The organism is Paenibacillus sp. cl123 (assembly GCF_900101595.1).
In the GTDB taxonomy this organism is placed as follows: domain Bacteria; phylum Bacillota; class Bacilli; order Paenibacillales; family NBRC-103111; genus Paenibacillus_G.
In genome coordinates this window covers 38,664-54,747 of sequence record NZ_FMYY01000012.1, presented here as the reverse complement: position 1 = coordinate 54,747, position 16,084 = coordinate 38,664, and the positions used below count along the sequence as shown (strand labels likewise).

General features: G+C 58.1%; 11 protein-coding genes. 3 read left to right on the top strand and 8 right to left on the bottom strand.

Going from position 1 to position 16,084, the window contains the following annotated elements; genetic code table 11:
• Position 1: 1 nt before the first annotated feature.
• The 4 genes from BLR08_RS18420 to BLR08_RS18405 form a co-directional block, all read right to left on the bottom strand.
• Positions 2 to 1,495 (bottom strand): FAD-dependent oxidoreductase, encoded by a 1,494-nt coding sequence (locus tag BLR08_RS18420; protein WP_083537199.1) that lies wholly within the window; start codon positions 1,493 to 1,495, stop codon positions 2 to 4.
• A 19-nt stretch (positions 1,496 to 1,514) separates the two neighbouring features.
• Positions 1,515 to 3,023, bottom strand: coding sequence for an extracellular solute-binding protein (locus BLR08_RS18415; RefSeq protein WP_083537197.1), 1,509 nt, complete (start codon positions 3,021 to 3,023; stop codon positions 1,515 to 1,517).
• Positions 3,024 to 3,084: 61 nt separating this feature from the next.
• Positions 3,085 to 3,960, bottom strand: a complete 876-nt coding sequence (locus BLR08_RS18410; protein WP_072331389.1) for a carbohydrate ABC transporter permease — start codon at positions 3,958 to 3,960, stop codon at positions 3,085 to 3,087.
• 50 nt (positions 3,961 to 4,010) lie between these two features.
• Complete coding sequence (locus BLR08_RS18405) at positions 4,011 to 5,000, bottom strand: ABC transporter permease (protein WP_072331835.1); 990 nt, start codon at positions 4,998 to 5,000, stop codon at positions 4,011 to 4,013.
• 211 nt (positions 5,001 to 5,211) lie between these two features.
• Here BLR08_RS18405 and BLR08_RS18400 point away from each other — a divergent pair, with 211 nt between their 5' ends.
• The 3 genes from BLR08_RS18400 to ant(9) all read left to right on the top strand — a co-directional run bounded on the left by BLR08_RS18400 (position 5,212) and on the right by ant(9) (position 9,647).
• The gene (locus BLR08_RS18400; RefSeq protein ID WP_256257671.1) at positions 5,212 to 6,828 is read left to right on the top strand and encodes a response regulator; all 1,617 of its coding nucleotides are present in this window, start codon (positions 5,212 to 5,214) and stop codon (positions 6,826 to 6,828) included.
• Positions 6,825 to 8,633 (top strand): sensor histidine kinase, encoded by a 1,809-nt coding sequence (locus BLR08_RS18395; protein ID WP_072331385.1) that lies wholly within the window; start codon positions 6,825 to 6,827, stop codon positions 8,631 to 8,633. Before BLR08_RS18400 ends, BLR08_RS18395 begins: the two co-directional genes overlap by 4 nt.
• 228 nt (positions 8,634 to 8,861) lie before the next feature.
• Positions 8,862 to 9,647, top strand: a complete 786-nt coding sequence (gene ant(9) / locus BLR08_RS18390; protein WP_090586348.1) for an aminoglycoside nucleotidyltransferase ANT(9) — start codon at positions 8,862 to 8,864, stop codon at positions 9,645 to 9,647.
• 331 nt (positions 9,648 to 9,978) lie between these two features.
• Here the strand turns inward: ant(9) and BLR08_RS18385 are convergent, their stop codons facing one another.
• The 4 genes from BLR08_RS18385 to BLR08_RS18370 all read right to left on the bottom strand — a co-directional run bounded on the left by BLR08_RS18385 (position 9,979) and on the right by BLR08_RS18370 (position 16,071).
• Positions 9,979 to 10,992 carry a Gfo/Idh/MocA family protein gene (locus tag BLR08_RS18385; RefSeq protein WP_072331381.1) on the bottom strand — a complete coding sequence of 338 codons (1,014 nt, stop codon included), beginning with the start codon at positions 10,990 to 10,992 and terminating at the stop codon, positions 9,979 to 9,981.
• Positions 10,993 to 11,121: 129 nt separating this feature from the next.
• On the bottom strand, positions 11,122 to 12,471 hold the full coding sequence (locus BLR08_RS18380; RefSeq protein ID WP_072331379.1) for an ABC transporter substrate-binding protein: 1,350 nt from the start codon (positions 12,469 to 12,471) through the stop codon (positions 11,122 to 11,124).
• Between the two features lie 185 nt (positions 12,472 to 12,656).
• The gene (locus BLR08_RS18375; RefSeq protein WP_072331377.1) at positions 12,657 to 14,264 is read right to left on the bottom strand and encodes a response regulator transcription factor; all 1,608 of its coding nucleotides are present in this window, start codon (positions 14,262 to 14,264) and stop codon (positions 12,657 to 12,659) included.
• Positions 14,257 to 16,071 (bottom strand): cache domain-containing sensor histidine kinase, encoded by a 1,815-nt coding sequence (locus BLR08_RS18370; RefSeq protein WP_072331375.1) that lies wholly within the window; start codon positions 16,069 to 16,071, stop codon positions 14,257 to 14,259. Before BLR08_RS18370 ends, BLR08_RS18375 begins: the two co-directional genes overlap by 8 nt.
• Between the last annotated feature and the right edge of the window lie 13 nt (positions 16,072 to 16,084).

Genomic DNA, 16,084 nt, shown 5'->3' with positions numbered 1-16,084 from the left:
TTCAACTGGACTGCTTGGCAAACGGATTGTGATGGCTGGCCGTGCCGCCGGAGCCATCCGACTTGAGCAGCCGCAGCGACTCGTCGATCACGGTAGCCGCTTCCTCGGTCATCAAATATTGCCCCTGCTCCAGCAGCAGCCGTCTGACTTCGCCGGCGTCCACCTCGCGGGTCGTCAGCCCTCGCTTGACCGCGAGCGCTCCCGCCGTCCCGGCTCCCTGCCCTATGCCCATCGCCGTCGCCATCACGCGCACCGAGCCAAACGCGTTATGCGTAGCGGATATGCAGCGCCCGGCGACCAGCACATTATGCACGCCCTGGGGCAGCAGGCTGCGGTAAGGAATTTCGTAGACGGCTTTGCCCGAGCCGGTAAACACCTGCTGCTCGCCTTCCGGCGGATGAATATCGATGGCGAACGTGCCGCAGGCAATTCCGTCCTCGAAGGCCCGGCTGCTGAGCACATCGTCCTCGGTCATCGTATAATCGCCGACAATATGCCGCGTCTCGCGAACGCCCACCTGCACGCCCGTATCGAGCATATAGGCCTGCTCAAAGCCGCCGATATGCCGTTTCATAAATTCGGTGACGGCCCATGCCTGCTTCCTCGTCTCCACCTCAGCGCGCGTCAGGTCGGCGACGTTCGTGCCGTCGATCCCTTGAAGCCGGGTGCAGTTGACGGCGAATTGCCCCTGCTGAGGCAGCTCATACATCAGAATGCGAGGCGCAGCGTCCTTCGGATAATCACCGTTTTCCATCGCCTGCTTGATGATCTCCTTCATCCCGAGGAAAGCAAGCGCGCTCTGCGCATCGATCTCCTCATCGGTCGGCGCGTCCTTCAACAGCTGCCGATTCGCCTTCATCCATGCCTTCAAGCCGGGAATATCGACGCCCGCCACGCGGTAAAACAAAGTGACCGGCTGCATCGCCCCGTCGGACTCGCGTCCCTTGACGAATGGCGCCCCGATCCGCGCCACGACATCGGCATCCGCCGAGCAGTCGATGACCAGCTTCGGATGGATCGCCTGCCGTCCCGACTTATTTTCGACGATGACGCCGGTGACCCGGCCCTGATCATCCGTGTACGCATCGGCGAACGTCGTATGGAGCATCAGCTCGACCCCCGCCTCCTCCAGCAGCTCGAACAGCACAAGCTTCATGCCTTCCGGGTCGAACGGCGACATCGACGCATTATCGAACGTCAGGTCCGTTACGTGGCCCGGAGACACCGTTTTGGCTACTAACCGGTCCACCAGCTCGCCCGCCACTCCGCGAATAACCTGCTTTCCCTGGATATCGTGAAACGTAAACATCGGATTGACCATTGCCACCGTCAGATTGCCTCCGACAAAGCCGTACCGCTCGATCAGCAGCACCTTGGCGCCGTTGCGGGCGGCCGCAACCGCCGCCCCGATGCCGGCGGGACCGCCGCCGACGACGAGCACGTCCGGCTCCGCAACCACAGGAATACGGCGTGCCGGTTCTTCGATATAGTTCATGCGCTTGTTCCTCCAGCTTTCATTTTTTCGTTGTTTTATACCAATCGTTAACGGCCTTCACAACCTCGCTGCCACCCGAGTTATCCCAATCCGTCATGAATTTATCGAAGTTTTCAATTTTTTCCCCGTCCAGCAGCACCTTCAGGAAATAATCGTTCTCCTTCTGCGTCAGACTAGGCAGGTTTTTGCCGACAGCCTCGATCGGAGGCATGAAGGCGATCGGATTTTGCTTGCCGATCTGCTCGATGTTTTTGTTCATAATATTAAATGCCTCGAACAAGGTCGGCGTACGGCGCAAACGGGCCAGCCACATATCCGCATAATCCTTCTCATGGATGCCGTTCAGGAACCAGTACGCATTGCCCCGCTTCTCTGTAAAAATCGGCATGATCGGGCTGTAGACGCCATTCTCCTCATTGAACGTCACGCCTTTTTCCCCAAGTGTAAAGAACGTGAAGTTGTCCATTTGCAGCTTCAGATCCATAAACTGGATGGCGGCCTCCGCTTGCTTCGACGATTTCGGAATCGCATGAACATAGAGCAGCCTATCCTCCATCTGAACGCCGGACTTGCCATCCGGACCTTTGAGCGGAGGCATGTAATTCATTTTGCCGCTCGGCACATTTTTGGTGAAAGCTGCGTTCATGCTCGAAGCATCGTTCCAGGTGCCCGGGATGAGGGCGGCCTTCCCGCCTACAAATTTCTCCTGGGCCTGCGTTGACTTGTTGACGGCCCAATCCTTGTCGATCAAGCCTTCGACATACAGCTTTTTCATAAAAGCCATATAATCCTTGATCGCCGGCTGCTTGATCCGGGGCAGCAGCTGCCCGTTTATCTCCACCCAATCGGTGTACAAGCCGAAGGCGCTGTAGACGACGAAAATATCTTTGCCGCTGCCCGTCAGCGGGATCATATCCGGCTTCTTCGCCTTGATCGTCTTGAGCGTCGTGTAGAACTCGTCAAGCGTCTCCGGCATCTTTAGGCCGAGCTCGTCCAAAATGTCCTGCCTGACGATCATCGACTTGTCGATGTTGGGGCGCTCGTTTTTCTGCGGGATGCCGTACAGCTTGCCGTTATATTTGCCGAGCTCCCAGGAGGAGGCCGAAATCGCCTTCTTCATGTTCGCTCCGTGCTTGTTCACCAGCTCGTCGAGCGGTTGCAGCGCTCCCTGCGCCACCAGCGTATAGAACTGCGTCGGCGTCAGAGCCAGGATATCGTATTCCGTGCCGGAAGCGATCTCAATATTGAGCTTCTCGTCCGGCTTATCCTTGGGCAGCATGCTGTACGCCACTTTATAGCCGGTGCGGGCTTCAATGTCCTTGCCCACCGGATCGTTATTCGGATCGAAGCCTACATTAAAGCCAAGCACTTTAAGGGAAGGCTTAGCCCCTCCGTTCTCCTTGGCCCCGGATGCGGCAGGAGCGGGACTCTGCGGCTCTGCGCCTCCTCCGCCCGAGCAGCCCGCCATCATCGTCATGGCGATGGCGGCTGAAATGCCGCTTTTGTACCAGTTCATTTTTCTTGTCATGCACAAGACCTCCCTTAATGTATCGTGTTCCTCTATTTTAAGGCATAAACGCCCCAAAACCTTATCCCTTGACCGAACCGATCGTCAGTCCGTGAATAAAATAGCGCTGCAGAAACGGATACACGAGCATGATCGGCACGATGGAAGCGATAACCGCTGCGGCTCGAAGCCCCTCCGGCGACAAGGCAAGCCGAATCTCGTCCGGCTGCTCCCGCAGCATCTCCTCCGTGTTCGAGATCGTGTCGTACAGGAACAATTGCAGCGGCTTGAGCTTCTCCGAATTGATGAAGATAAGCGGATGAAAATAGCTGTTCCAATAGCCGACGGCGTAGAAAATGCCCAGCGTCGCAACAACCGGGAGCGAAATCGGCAGCACGATAGAAATAAGAATCCGCATGTTCGACGCGCCGTCCATTTTGGCCGACTCCTCGACGCTGTCCGGCAAGCCTTCGAAGAAGGTTTTGCACACGAACAGATTAAAGGGCACGACGAGCAGCGGAATGATCATCGCCCAGATCGTATCGAGCAGCCCCAGCCCTTTCATGAGAATATAGCCGGGGATGATGCCCCCGTAGAACAGCATGCTGAACACATACAGCAGCAGGATCGTCTTTCGCCCGATAAAATCGGTCTTGGACAGCGGATAAGCGGCCATGATCGTCATCGACAAGCTCAGCAGCGTCCCGATAACGGTCACCAGCACCGTCACCTTCAGCGCTCCGATAAAATTGGATTTGACGAAGATGAACCAGAAGGCCTCGACATTCCAGCCGAGCGGGTAAAACGTAACCTTGCTCCCCATCACGGACGCCTGGTCGCTGAGCGACTTGGCGAGCACGTGCAGAAACGGCAGCAGGCATATGAGCCCGATTCCCGCCAGAAAAACGATGTTCAATACGTCCAGCCAGCGCTCGCCCCGGCTGCGGATCGTTTCCATTGTTCTCTCCCCCTTGTTGTTGAAAGCATAAGCCTGTGCCATGCGGCAGACTACCAGAGGCTTTTGCCCAAGTACCGCCGGGTGACCTGATTGCTCGTAAAGATAAGTGCCATGGCAACGACCGATTCGAACAAGCCGAGCGCGGTTGACAAGCTGAAATCCAGCCGCCCGAGACCGATGCGGTATACATAGGTCTGGATAATATCCGCCACGTTATACACAGCCGGGTTGTACATGACCAGCACCTGCTCGAAGCCTGCGTTCAGCACCTGCCCGAGCCTGAGCACGAATACGAGCATGATGACCGGCACGATGCCCGGAATCGTAATATGCCAGATTCGCTTCATCCGGCCTGCTCCGTCCACCACCGACGCCTCGTACAGCTGCGGATCGATTGCGGTCATCGCGGCGAGGAACAGGATCGTGTTCCACCCGCTTTCCTTCCACCCTTCCGTGAAAACGAGCAGCGACCGGAACCAGCCGGCGTCCGAGAAGAAGCTGATGCCCCCGATTCCGAAAAAGCCGAGCGCTTGATTCACCATGCCGTAGGAGCCGAATAGCGAATAAAACAGACCGAAAATAATGACCCATGATAAAAAATGCGGCATATATACGATCGTTTGCACCCAGCGCTTCATCCAGCGGAGACGCAGCTCGTTCAGGCAGATCGCCAGAAGAATCGGCACGGGAAACAGAAATACGAGTTTGTACAAACTGATGATCAACGTATTGCCGATCACCTGCATGAAGACGGGCTCCTGAAATATTTTGTTGAAATGCTTCATCCCGACCCAAGGGCTTTTCACAACCGAATCGATAATGCCGTCTCCGGCGAACAGGCTGAAATCCTTGAACGCCAGCGTCAACCCGTACAGCGGGATAAACTTGTAGACGATCAAAAAAAGGAGTCCGGGCACCGACATTAGATACAAATCCCAGTTGCGCTTAAAGTAGCTCGCAAACCGGCGTTTGCAGGATATTTTCCCGCGCGTGGCTGCCTCGGCGCTGGGCGGTCCTGAACCCGCTGCGGCTGTTCTCAAGAAAATCCATCCTTTCGGCAAAAGGTTTACAGCGCTTCCATTTTCGTTCTACAATGAAGGCGCGGCTAAAGTTTCGTTATGTTTATTGTAGATGCTCATGGGCCGCTTATACAGGTAAGCGGATTATGATTTTACGGTGTTAGTGTATGGTGTTGCATGGAATGGACCGGACTGGACACTGTGGAGGGAGGGAGGGATAGATTTGTATAATATGCTGATTGTAGACGACGAAGCATCCGTACGCTCGGGACTTCAGGACTGCGTGGATTGGTCCTCGCTTGGCATTCGCGCAGCAGGCGAGGCGGAGGACGGCGAGATGGCGCTGCAGGCGATTGAGGACATGGATGTGCATATTGTCGTCACGGACGTCCGGATGCCCCATATGGATGGCATTACGCTGGCGCGCAAGCTCCGGGAGATCAGGCCGGCCATTAAAATCGTTTTTATCAGCGGCTTCGGCGATCTGGATTACTTGAAGCAGGCGCTGAAGCTGGAGGCGATCGACTACATCCTGAAGCCGGTGCGGCTGTCCGAGCTGCGGGACGTGTTCCGGCGCGTCGTCTTGCTGCTGGAGGAAGAGGAGCTGGAGCGCAAGCAGCTGACCGAGCTACAGCATAAAGTGAATCAAAGCATTCCCCTGCTTCGGGAACGGTTTCTGACAGCGCTCGTAGCGGACGGCATCCGGGATACGGAAGCGATGCATGACAAATTTGAGTTTCTCGGCATCCGGCTTCCCGCAGACATGATGCGCTGCACCGTCATCGTCATCCGGATCGACGATTATTCGAAGGCGGTCGGACCGGGTACGGAGAAGGACAAGCAGCTCATTTCCTTCGCGCTGCTCAACATCTGCGAAGATGTTGTCAACTCCCGCCTGTGCGGCCATGTGTTCGAGATCCGGCCCGGGCAATATGCCGGGCTGATCCATATTCGCTCCGACGAAGAGGAGGAGGCCTTGTTTCACGTCATCCGCGAGAGCAAGGAGCAGATAAACCGGCTTCTCAAGCTGGACGTGACGATCGGCGTCGGCGCGGCAGTCGGGGAATGGACGACGATCCCCGAATCGTATCGGATGGCTCTGGAGGCTACCGAGCATAAGTGGTATCTCGGGAAGAACCGTATTATTACGATGGACAGCCTGACCCCGGAGCGGCCATCGTCTGCGGCCGGACAGCCAGCGCCGGCCCCAGACGCCCGCTCCATCGAGTCGATCCTGAAAGCGCCTCAGTGGGAGCAAGTGAAAGAGTGGATCGCGCGGAGGCTGGACGCATCCGGCCAAGGAGGTCTCGCTTCCATCCAGCAAGTGCGGATGGACTGCATGCAGATCGCGCTCACCTGCTCCCAGCTGCTTGCCGGGCTCGGCCTCTATGGGCCGGAGCTGCAAGCGAGCGAGCAACGCGTCTGGACGGAGCTGCTGACCGCAGAAACGATCGGCGATCTGGAGCTGGTCCTGCTGGGTCATGTCAGCCTTGCTTACAGCGCCATCGCCGACAAACGGGAGCGGAAGACGAAAAATGTCATCACGCTGATCCGGCAATTTATTGATGAGCATTACGCCAGGGAGTTGACCAATGCGGAAATCGCCGCCTCCGTCTATCTGACGACTACGTACGTCTGCCTGCTCTTCAAGCAGGAGACCGGCATGACCTTGAACGAATACGTCATCGAAGCGCGCATTCGTGAGGCCAAGCGTCTGCTCGCCGATCCGCGCAACAAGCTGTACGATGTCTGCTACGCGGTCGGTTATAAGGACCCGGGCTACTTCAGCAAGCTGTTCAAGAAGCAGACCGGGCTGACCCCGAGCGAGTTCAGAGAGAGGCCGTTATGATCGGACGCATCGAAGGGCTGTTCCGTTACAACCCCGGACTCAGCATGACGAAGAAAGTCATCGTGCTGTACCTGTTCATCGTGCTGCTGCCCGGCTGTCTGCTGATGTACGGCTATTACAGCCGCACCTCTTCGATCATCGAGCGCGATATGAGCGAATCGATGCTTCAGACGCTGAAGCAGTCGGAAGCCAACATCGCCGACCGGCTGGGCAACATCGAGAATATTTCCAACAGCCTGATTGCCAACCAGGATGTATTCCGATTTCTGTCGAGTCTGGAGAAGCATCCGGCCGAACAGTTCGAGCATTTCCAGGCGATGGAGAAGCTGCTCGCCGGCGCCGAGCGGAGTCACGACGTGCAGCGGATACGTCTGTTTGTCCGGCCTCAGCTTACTTATGCCAATGAATCGCTGCATTTTTTCCCGCTGACGGATATCGGTCCTTCTTCTCCGTGGTACGACCGGATGATGGCGCAGAACGGAGCCATCTACTGGCGGAGCTCGTACCGCCAGACTTATTTGGGCGGCGAAGACGCCGCTGTCGTCTCGGCCGTGCGGATGCTGCGCGATCCCGCGGACTTCGAAGCGGTCATCGGCGTGCTGTCCGTCGATGTGAAGGAGGAGCTGCTCCGCGAGCTGATGCAGCGGATCGAGCTGGCTCCCTCGCAGGACATTGCGATCATGGACCGCAGCGGCGCTCTTGTCTACCATGCGGACAGCACGAGGCTTGGCCAGCAGTCCGTTATACGCAGCGATCAACTGGAGAGCATGTTCCGCAGCTCGGAAGGTTATGTTCACGACACCGATGATTCCGGACATTCCCTGCTGTTTCGCCGCATCGCGCTGACCGATTGGATGATCGTGGTCAAGCTGCCAACCCGGGACGTATCCGGGGAAAGCGTGGCGCTGACCAAAATATCGGTTGTGCTGGCGCTGGCGGGCGGGTCTGTCGTATTTATTTTTCTGCTCGTCGTCGTATTCTCGCTGGCGGTCGAGCGACTGGGCAAGCGCATCCGCGAGCTGATACGCTTGATCAAGACGGGAGGCATCGAACGCTTCGATGAAAACTGGCCGCAAGCCGGGGATTTGCGCATGCTGGAGCAGGGGATCGCGAGGATGGTGCAGACCGTTCAGGATCTGACGGCCGAGTCCTACCAGGCAAAGCTGCATGAGCGCGACGCCCAGCTGAAGGCGCTCCAGGCGCAGATCAATCCCCACTTTCTGTACAACACGCTGGACAGCATGAACTGGATGGCCATCAGACGCGAGGCCGACGACATCAGCCAGATGATCGACTCGTTGTCCACGTACTTCCGGCTGAGCCTCAGCAAAGGCCGGGACGTCGTGACGCTGGACGAGGAGCTGCAGTTGATCCGCTCGTACATGCACATCCACAACACGCGGGACGCCGGCATCCGGATGCAATACGACCTGGAGGAAGCCGCTCTGCCCCGCCGCCTGCCCAAGCTGACGCTGCAGCCGATCGTCGAAAACGCCGTGCTGCACGGCATCGGCCAGAAGCGGCCCAAGCAAGGCGTCATCACGATAGCCGCCCGTCTGGACGGTCCGCTGCTCGCGGTCACGGTGACCGATGACGGCATCGGCATGCCGCCCTCCAAGCTGGAGAAGCTCTTCCAGCCGCCCTCTTCCGAGCTGGCGGCGACAAGCTACGGGCTGTACAATGTCAGCGAACGGATACGTCTGTATTCGCAGGACGCCTCCTGCGGAGTCTTTATCGAATCCGAGCCTGGAGCCGGCACGACGGTGCGGCTGCGCATTAGAACGGATGCCCGCGGACAGGAATAGGCAAGCCGGAGAAGCTGTCCGGCACCCCGGCTTGCCTTTCTGGGCGGCTCGTTGCAGGACCGCCTGCAGGAGCTTCCGCGGATGGGGCATGCATACCATCAAACTGAACAAGCGACAGGAACGGTGGATTGAAAGCCTCTGCCGTTGCCGTCACGTCCAGACGGCAAGACGACATTTTGCGGCAATGGTGTGGAGGTTCAAATTGGAAACAAGAGGAGCTTGGCTATGATGAGTGATGGGAATAACGAAAAAATACCGAAGGAAGCGATCCAAGCCTTTACAGTTGTCGAGAAGCTGCTTGGCCGCTCAATAGTGGGGGTATATCTTTTTGGTTCCGGAGTAACGAGCGGCTTGCGCGTCCATAGCGATGTAGATGTCTTAGTGATTGTAAATCAAAGCTTGACGGAAGTAACTCGCAGAAAACTAACAGACAAACTCCTGCCCATTTCCGGAAAGATAGGAAATTCAAATGGTGTGCGACCTCTTGAAGTCACGGTAATCAACCATGGAGATGTTGTCCCTTGGCGGTTTCCGCCCAAAAACGAATATATCTATGGAGAATGGCTCAGAAATGAATATGAGATTGGACAAATTCAGGAACCCATTTATGATCCTGATTTGGCCATTGTTTTAGCACAAGTGAGAAAGAATAGCGTTCCCCTGTTTGGCCCCGATGCTTCCGATCTACTTGATCCCGTGCCTATGACACATATTCGAAGGGCGATCATGGAATCTTTGCCCGGATTGATTAAGGGTATCGACGGCGACGAAAGAAACGTTATTCTAACCCTTGCACGCATGTGGCTGACAATGGCTGTTGGTGAAATCTCTTCAAAAGATACAGCTGCAGAATGGGCTATACCTCAGCTGCCCGAAGAGCATGCCGCCTTACTCAGCCTGGCAAGAAAAGCTTATCGCGGAGAATACGCCGATAATTGGGAAGGGCTGGGCAGCGAGGTGCAAGCGCTCGCCAATCATATGAAAAGTTCTATAGAGTCTAGCTTTAATATCTGAACATTGGCTGATAGTCATGGAATTTCGCCGTTTTGGACGATTTTCCGTACACGCTCCCAATTGGGCCGCCAGTCGGGCGCGCTTTATACGATTATTCGGTTACTGCTCATATCTGAAGGTAAAATTGCCGCTGCTGCCCCTCTCTGGCTTGCGCAGGACGGCTGCCTTCCCATCGAAACGAGCGAAAGGCAGGCGCAGCTGGCCATGCAGCTATTCCGCCGATACGGACTATGTCCGAATATGACCCGCTCCGGGGAGCATGGCGCCACCGTTGTTATCGGGACCCGAACAGGTCATACGCTGCCAAGCTGAACGCCGAATCCCTGTCCTCCTAGGTGCTGCGAAGCCGGACGGCCGATGCGGCGGATTCGACCGCCAGCTCCGACGCCCGCAGGATATCGTGCTGGCTCACTACCGACGCCGAGCCGGCCAGTCTTCTCATGAAATCTTCGCTTATGCCGCAGGGAGGCTGCACTGTCTCTATCTCTTGCCAGACGCCGCTCCCTCCGGCCGAAGCCAGCAGCACACGCGGCTCTCCTTCGCCCGCGGGCGGATCGCCATGCAGCCTGAGCTCGGCCATTCCCTTTGTACCTGCAACGAAGATGCGCCCGTCTCCCCAAGAAGGGCATCCTGTCGGCACCTGCCAGTCCGCGTACAGTTGGGCCAGCACGCCGCCCTCCAGCACCGCCTGGGCTTGAACGGCATTGTAGAAGCTCGGGCGCTCAGGCAGCGCCGTCTTGCTCATCCAGCTGTGGACTGCTGCCGGCTCTCGTCCGGTCAGCCATCTCAGCAGATCGAAATCATGGATCAGCAGGTCGATCAAGATGCCTCCCGACTGCTTCTCGTCGAAAAACCAGTCCGGCCGGCTCTCCGCGTCCAGCCGGTGCGGCTTTCGCGTCCCCAGCGAAACCAGCTCGCCCAGCTCGCCTTGCTCCAGCAGACGCTTCAGCGTCCAGATCGCCGGCTGGAACCGCTCCGTCAGCAGCATGCCGAGCTGGATACGTCCCCGCTCCGCCACGCGCTTCAGACGCTCCTGCCCCTCCCGGCTGACGACGGCCGGCTTGTCCAGCATCACCGGCTTGCCCAGACTCTCGCACAGCTCGACGATATCGATTTTCTCCGCGTTGATCGCCGCACAGCCGATCACCTTGACCCGGTCGTGAAGCACAGCGTCTTGCTCCTGCACCCGCTTGATGCCGTACTTGGCCGCCATCGTCTCTGCCAATACGCCGCCCTCCGGGTCGTACAGTCCCGCGCAGCGATAACCGAGCTTCAGCATCTCCTCGATAAATATGCCGATATGCGCATGCCTGCAGCCTATAATTCCAAATTCCTCCGCATTCATCTCCAGCTCTCCCCCTCCGTTGACAGGCGCAGGTCTGCGGCAGCGTCCGCGCAGACGGCCAGCCTCGGCGCGGAACCCGGCTGGCGGCTGCCCGCCTCCGTCCGCCGCCGGGCGACCGCGCCTCGCAGCTTATGAATTGTTTTTGGCGAATACTTTATCCGCTTCCTTACGGAAGGTGGCGACCGTCTCATCAATCGTCGCCTTGCCGAACTGCTGCTTCTGCACCAGCTGCTCGAACAGCTTGGTCACCTCGCCGGCTCCCTTCGGTCCTCCATCGTACATCGGAGGCTGGATGGAGGTGACATGCTCCAGCATGCGCACCATCTTTTTGTCACGCTCCGTGAACTTGGGAGCCAAGTACTCCAGAATTTTTTTATTTTCCGGAAGCCCCCGGTCCATCTCCAAAATATCAGCCGCTTCCTTGGCATTCAGGAAGAAGTCCAGGAACATGGCCGCTTCCTTCGGATGCTTCGACTGGGCGGACGCCGACATGAACATCGCGGGGAGCAGCGCGCTGCCCGTCCGTTTCGCCCGCGGGTAGGCCACCATGTCGATCTTGTCCTTCATCACGTTCTCGTACGCGGGGAAGGTCGCCGTGAACTGCGGTCCCATAATCGGCACCATGCCTGTCATCAGCGCATCCTTGTTCGGATCGGCATTCCCGATCGGCATAAACGAGGCCATGGTCGACGCCGGCGGGATGACGCCCTCCGTCCGCGCCTTGTCCCACATGGTCAGCCAGGCTTTGAAGTTTTCATCCTTGTAGCCGAGCCGGTTGCCGCTGTACATCGTATCCTCCACGGAGAATAAATAGTACATGAACGCCTCCAGCGACGAAGACATATCGAAGGCGCCGTATACTTTATCGCCCAGCTTGCTGCGAATTTGCTTGGCCTTCTCGAAATATTCATCCCACGTCAGATCGACGGACGGCGGCTCGATACCGGCTTGCCGGTACATCTCCTTGTTGTAGATCAGCACCGAAGCGTTGTCGGATACCGGCAGACCCGTCAGCTTGCCGCCGATCGTCCCCTGATTGCGCAGCACATCCTGATTCAGATCGGCCACTTGAACATCCTTGCCCGCATACGGGCTCAGGTCCAGCAGCACGCCGCGTTCCGAATATTCCTTGATATACAAAATGCTCATCTGCATCAGATCCGGCTCATTGCGGGCCGCCACCTGCGTAGCCAGCTTCTCCCAATAGCCGTCGAAGCTCGTATATTCGGGTTTGATCTTGATGCCGGGATGCAGCTCCTCAAACTTCTGGATCACCTTCAGCGTCCGGTCATGCCGTCCCTGGCTCCCCCACCAGGCGAACCGGAGCTCAACCTGCTTGCCGTCCCCCGCCTTCCCCTGCTCGGCCGGAGCTGTGCTGTTCTTCGCGGTAGGCAGGCAACCGCTCAGCAGTCCTGTGCACAGCACGATGCTGAGCGCCGCCCTCCATCTTCCCCTTCTTGCTTGGCCATATCCCTTCATATCTGCACCCCTCTTTAGCTTGGCTCGTCTTACAACCTTGATTATAGATTTTTTGTAAGCGATTAAAAGCATGCAAATCTACAATAATTATCGATTTTATACACAGTTTGCCCCTGCCGGAGAGCATTAGCCGCCGCTTATACCTTCTAAACTACTTAGAAAAAAAGCCTGCGCAAGCAGACTTTTCATTGATTCACCTCCGAAGGAGATAAGCCGGTATGCTTTTTGAACAGCTGGCTGAAGTAGGCGTTGTTTTTGTAGCCGACCATGCGGGAGATTTCGGACACCTTGTACCGGCCGGAGAGCATCAGCTCCCGGGCTTTCTCCATACGGATGCGCGTCACGTACCCGTTAAAGTTTTCCCCCGTCCCCTGCTTGAAGATCTGGCTCAAATAGTTCCGTGTCAAATACACCTTGTCCGCCAGCAAATCCAGCGTGATGTCCTCGGCGTAATGCTGCTCGACATACCGCATCATATAGTCGATCGTCCGGACATGCTTCTGGGCGTGCCGGCGGCCCATCGCTTCGCTGACCGGGAGCAGCAGCTCCGGCAGCCAGCTGACGAAATCCCGCAGCTCGACCATCCGGTCCAGCGTTTTGTAAGTGCTGAAGCCGGGGACCACGTCTTCGAGCTGCATCCCCTGCTCCTGCAAGGCCAGCGTCAGCAAGGCGACCAGCTTCAGCACATATTCCTTGACCGCCGCGGTCGGCGCAGGCTCTTGCTCGGACAAGCTGCGGGCCAGCTCGCCGATTCGCTCCAAGGTCGTCTCCCGCTGTCCGGCCAGCGCGGCGGTCACCACGCTCTGGACATTGACGGACAGGCGCGGCTGCGTCTCGCGGGCCAGCCGCTCCTTGTCGGCCTCGGTCAGCAGCTTCTGATGCGGCAGCTCCTCCCGCTGTGCGATCAGCGCCAGCGCCCCTTCATAGGAACGCCAAATGTCCGCGGCCGCTTCGACCGACATGCCGAGCGCGCCGGCCACTTGCAAGCCGTACTCCTGCTCCAGTTCCCCGATCAGCGCGAGCGCCGTCTCCTGCATCCGCCGGTCGGACGAAGACCGCGGCCAGGCCGCCCGCAGCGCGATTAGCACCGTGTAGCGGCTTCGCTGCGCGTCAGCCACGTACAAGCGCTGACCGACGACGGACTTCAGCTCCATATATTCCGCAAGCGCATGCGGCGGCGGCAGGTCGTCCCCCGGGCCTCCGAACGGGCGGCTGCGGCCGCCCAGCACCTCCAGCCGCAGCACGGAGAAGTATTGGCCGGACCAGTCCAGCTGCAGATAACGGCGGAACCGCTCGCAGGAATCCGTCTCGGCAAACCCCGGCTCCAGCAAGCCCTGGAGCAGCTGCCTGCGCGTCAGCGGCCGGTGAGACTCCAGCAGCTCGCGCAGCTCCTCTTCCTCCCGCCGTTCCGCTTCCTGCGCTTTCAGCCTGGCTACAGCCCCGCCCAGCACTTCTTCAATCTCGTCCAGCGTAGCGGGCTTCGACAAATAATCCGTCACCTGAAGCTTGACCGCCGACTGAGCGTATTTAAAATCCTCGTACCCGCTCAAAATGATCACCTCGGCGCGTCCTCCCTCCGCCCGCAGCGCGCGGATCATCTCGATGCCGTCCATCACCGGCATAAACAGATCCGTCAGCACCAGCTGAGGACGGAATTTGCGGATATGCGCCAGCCCTTCCTGGCCGTTTTTGGCCGTTGCGGCGATTCTTATGCCCAGCTGTGTCCAATTGACCATCCGGGCCAGTCCATCCAAGGTCGTTACATCGTCGTCTACGATGACAGCGTCAATCATCGGCCCGCTCCTCCTTCCGCTGATTCCATGCCTCCGCTTCCAGACGCACGGGCAGCCGCAAGCGAACGGTCATCCCGTACCCCGGCCTGCTCTCCAGCTCCACCCCGTACATCTCGCCGAAATAAAGCCGGATGCGCTCCTGCACATTGCGAATGCCGCTATGCTCACTGCGTCGTCCCCCGGCTTCCGAGCCGTCTCCTTCAGGAGGCTCCAGCATGCGCTCCGGATGCTCCATGCCCCGTCCGTTGTCCTCAATCCGCAGCCAGAGCGTGTCTCCCTCCAAGCCGCCGGTAATGCGGATGTATCCGCTTTCGCATTCATGCAGGCCGTGGCGCAGCGAATTTTCCACGAAAGGCTGCAGAATCAGCTTGGGAATATAACATGCCATCACTTCTTCCGGCAGCTCTACGGCAAATTCATACTTCTGCTTGTAGCGGATGCGTTGCAGCTCCAGATAAGCACGCAGATGCTCCAGCTCGCGCCGGAGGGGCACGAAGGCGGCTCCGCTCGCCAGTCCGATGCGGAACATCTTGCCGAGCAGCGACAGCATGCGGCTGATATCGCTCGCCCCCAGCTCGATAGCCCGCCAATTGATCATATCCAGCGTATTGTACAGAAAATGCGGATTAATCTGTTCCTGCAGTACCCGGATCTCGGCGCTGCGCTTGCGCCGATTCTGCTCGTTCACCTCAGCCAGCAGCTGATCGATCCTCTCGGTCATCTGATTGAAATTATCGTTCAGATGGCCGAATTCATTGCTGTATTCATTGGGAATCCGCACATCAAGACGGCCTGTCTTGAGCATATTCATCGCCCTCACGAGCTGCCGGATGGGCGCTCCCAATTGTCTTGCCAGTATATAAGCCATCGCCGACGCCAGCACCGCGGCCGAGATGCCCGCGATCAGCATGACCTGCTTGATTCGCTCGCTGCCCTTGGCAATATCCGCCCAAGGGATAATATCCAGAGTGAGCCACTGGGTGCGGCTTTGCCGGCTCCAGATGAGCAGCTCCTTGTCGTCACCCCGGCCGACGACCGCATAACCTGCGGCCTCCGAAGCCCGCAGCTTATTTTCCAGCGAAGGCCGCAGCGTTTCGTAGGAGGCTTGTCCTCCCCTGTTGAAATACGCGGCTACCCGCTCGTAGCTCCCGCCGAGCAAAATCCGGCTGGAGCTCAGCTCCCCGCTGCTCAGCATTTTGTCCATAAAGCTCATCTTGAGATTGAACACAAGCAGGCCGATCTCCTTGCCCGTGCTCGACAGCACCTTGCGAGCGAAGCTGACGACCTCCCGATCGCCGGAAACAAAGCCGCCGATCTCGGCCGTATGCGCGCCGACCCAGCCATAGTCCGCCTGGCGGATTGTGTGGAACCAGGGGCTGTTCTCCAGCCTGGAGTAGGGGTAGATGCCATTGCTCCCGCCCTGCAGCGGGATCGACAGCTCCGGGGCGAACAACTGGACCGAATGCAGCCCTTCCTTCACATAGCTGACCCGGCTGAGCATCGCGACGATCTCGCCGCCCTGCTCCACCTGCTCGTACGAGCCGTCCTTCTCCTGCAGGAAATTAATCAGCTTAGGATTGCTGGACAGCGCCAGGGAATCGTATTCGACAGCCTCAAATTGCAGCTCCAGCTGCTTGTTGACCTCGCTGAGCAGCAGTCTGCGCGCTTCGATCGTCTGAGCGGCTACTTCCTCCGTCGTAATGACATAGCTGGATAAGCCCGGGATCAGAATCAGCAGACCGGCCAGCGCCAGAAATGAAGCGAGGAACGTCGTTTGAAAGGAAAAGGTTTTGAGAGGAGCCTTCATTTTGCCGCACCTG

Bases quoted from the DNA above. Each gene is read 5' to 3' on its own strand.
- BLR08_RS18420 (WP_083537199.1), bottom strand. From the start codon at position 1,495: ATGAACTATATCGAAGAACCGGCACGCCGTATTCCTGTGGTTGCGGAG.
- BLR08_RS18415 (WP_083537197.1), bottom strand. From the start codon at position 3,023: ATGACAAGAAAAATGAACTGGTACAAAAGCGGCATTTCAGCCGCCATC.
- BLR08_RS18410 (WP_072331389.1), bottom strand. From the start codon at position 3,960: ATGGAAACGATCCGCAGCCGGGGCGAGCGCTGGCTGGACGTATTGAAC.
- BLR08_RS18400 (WP_256257671.1), top strand. From the start codon at position 5,212: ATGCTGATTGTAGACGACGAAGCATCCGTACGCTCGGGACTTCAGGAC.
- BLR08_RS18395 (WP_072331385.1), top strand. From the start codon at position 6,825: ATGATCGGACGCATCGAAGGGCTGTTCCGTTACAACCCCGGACTCAGC.
- BLR08_RS18385 (WP_072331381.1), bottom strand. From the start codon at position 10,992: ATGAATGCGGAGGAATTTGGAATTATAGGCTGCAGGCATGCGCATATC.
- BLR08_RS18380 (WP_072331379.1), bottom strand. From the start codon at position 12,471: ATGAAGGGATATGGCCAAGCAAGAAGGGGAAGATGGAGGGCGGCGCTC.
- BLR08_RS18375 (WP_072331377.1), bottom strand. From the start codon at position 14,264: ATGATTGACGCTGTCATCGTAGACGACGATGTAACGACCTTGGATGGA.
- BLR08_RS18370 (WP_072331375.1), bottom strand. From the start codon at position 16,071: ATGAAGGCTCCTCTCAAAACCTTTTCCTTTCAAACGACGTTCCTCGCT.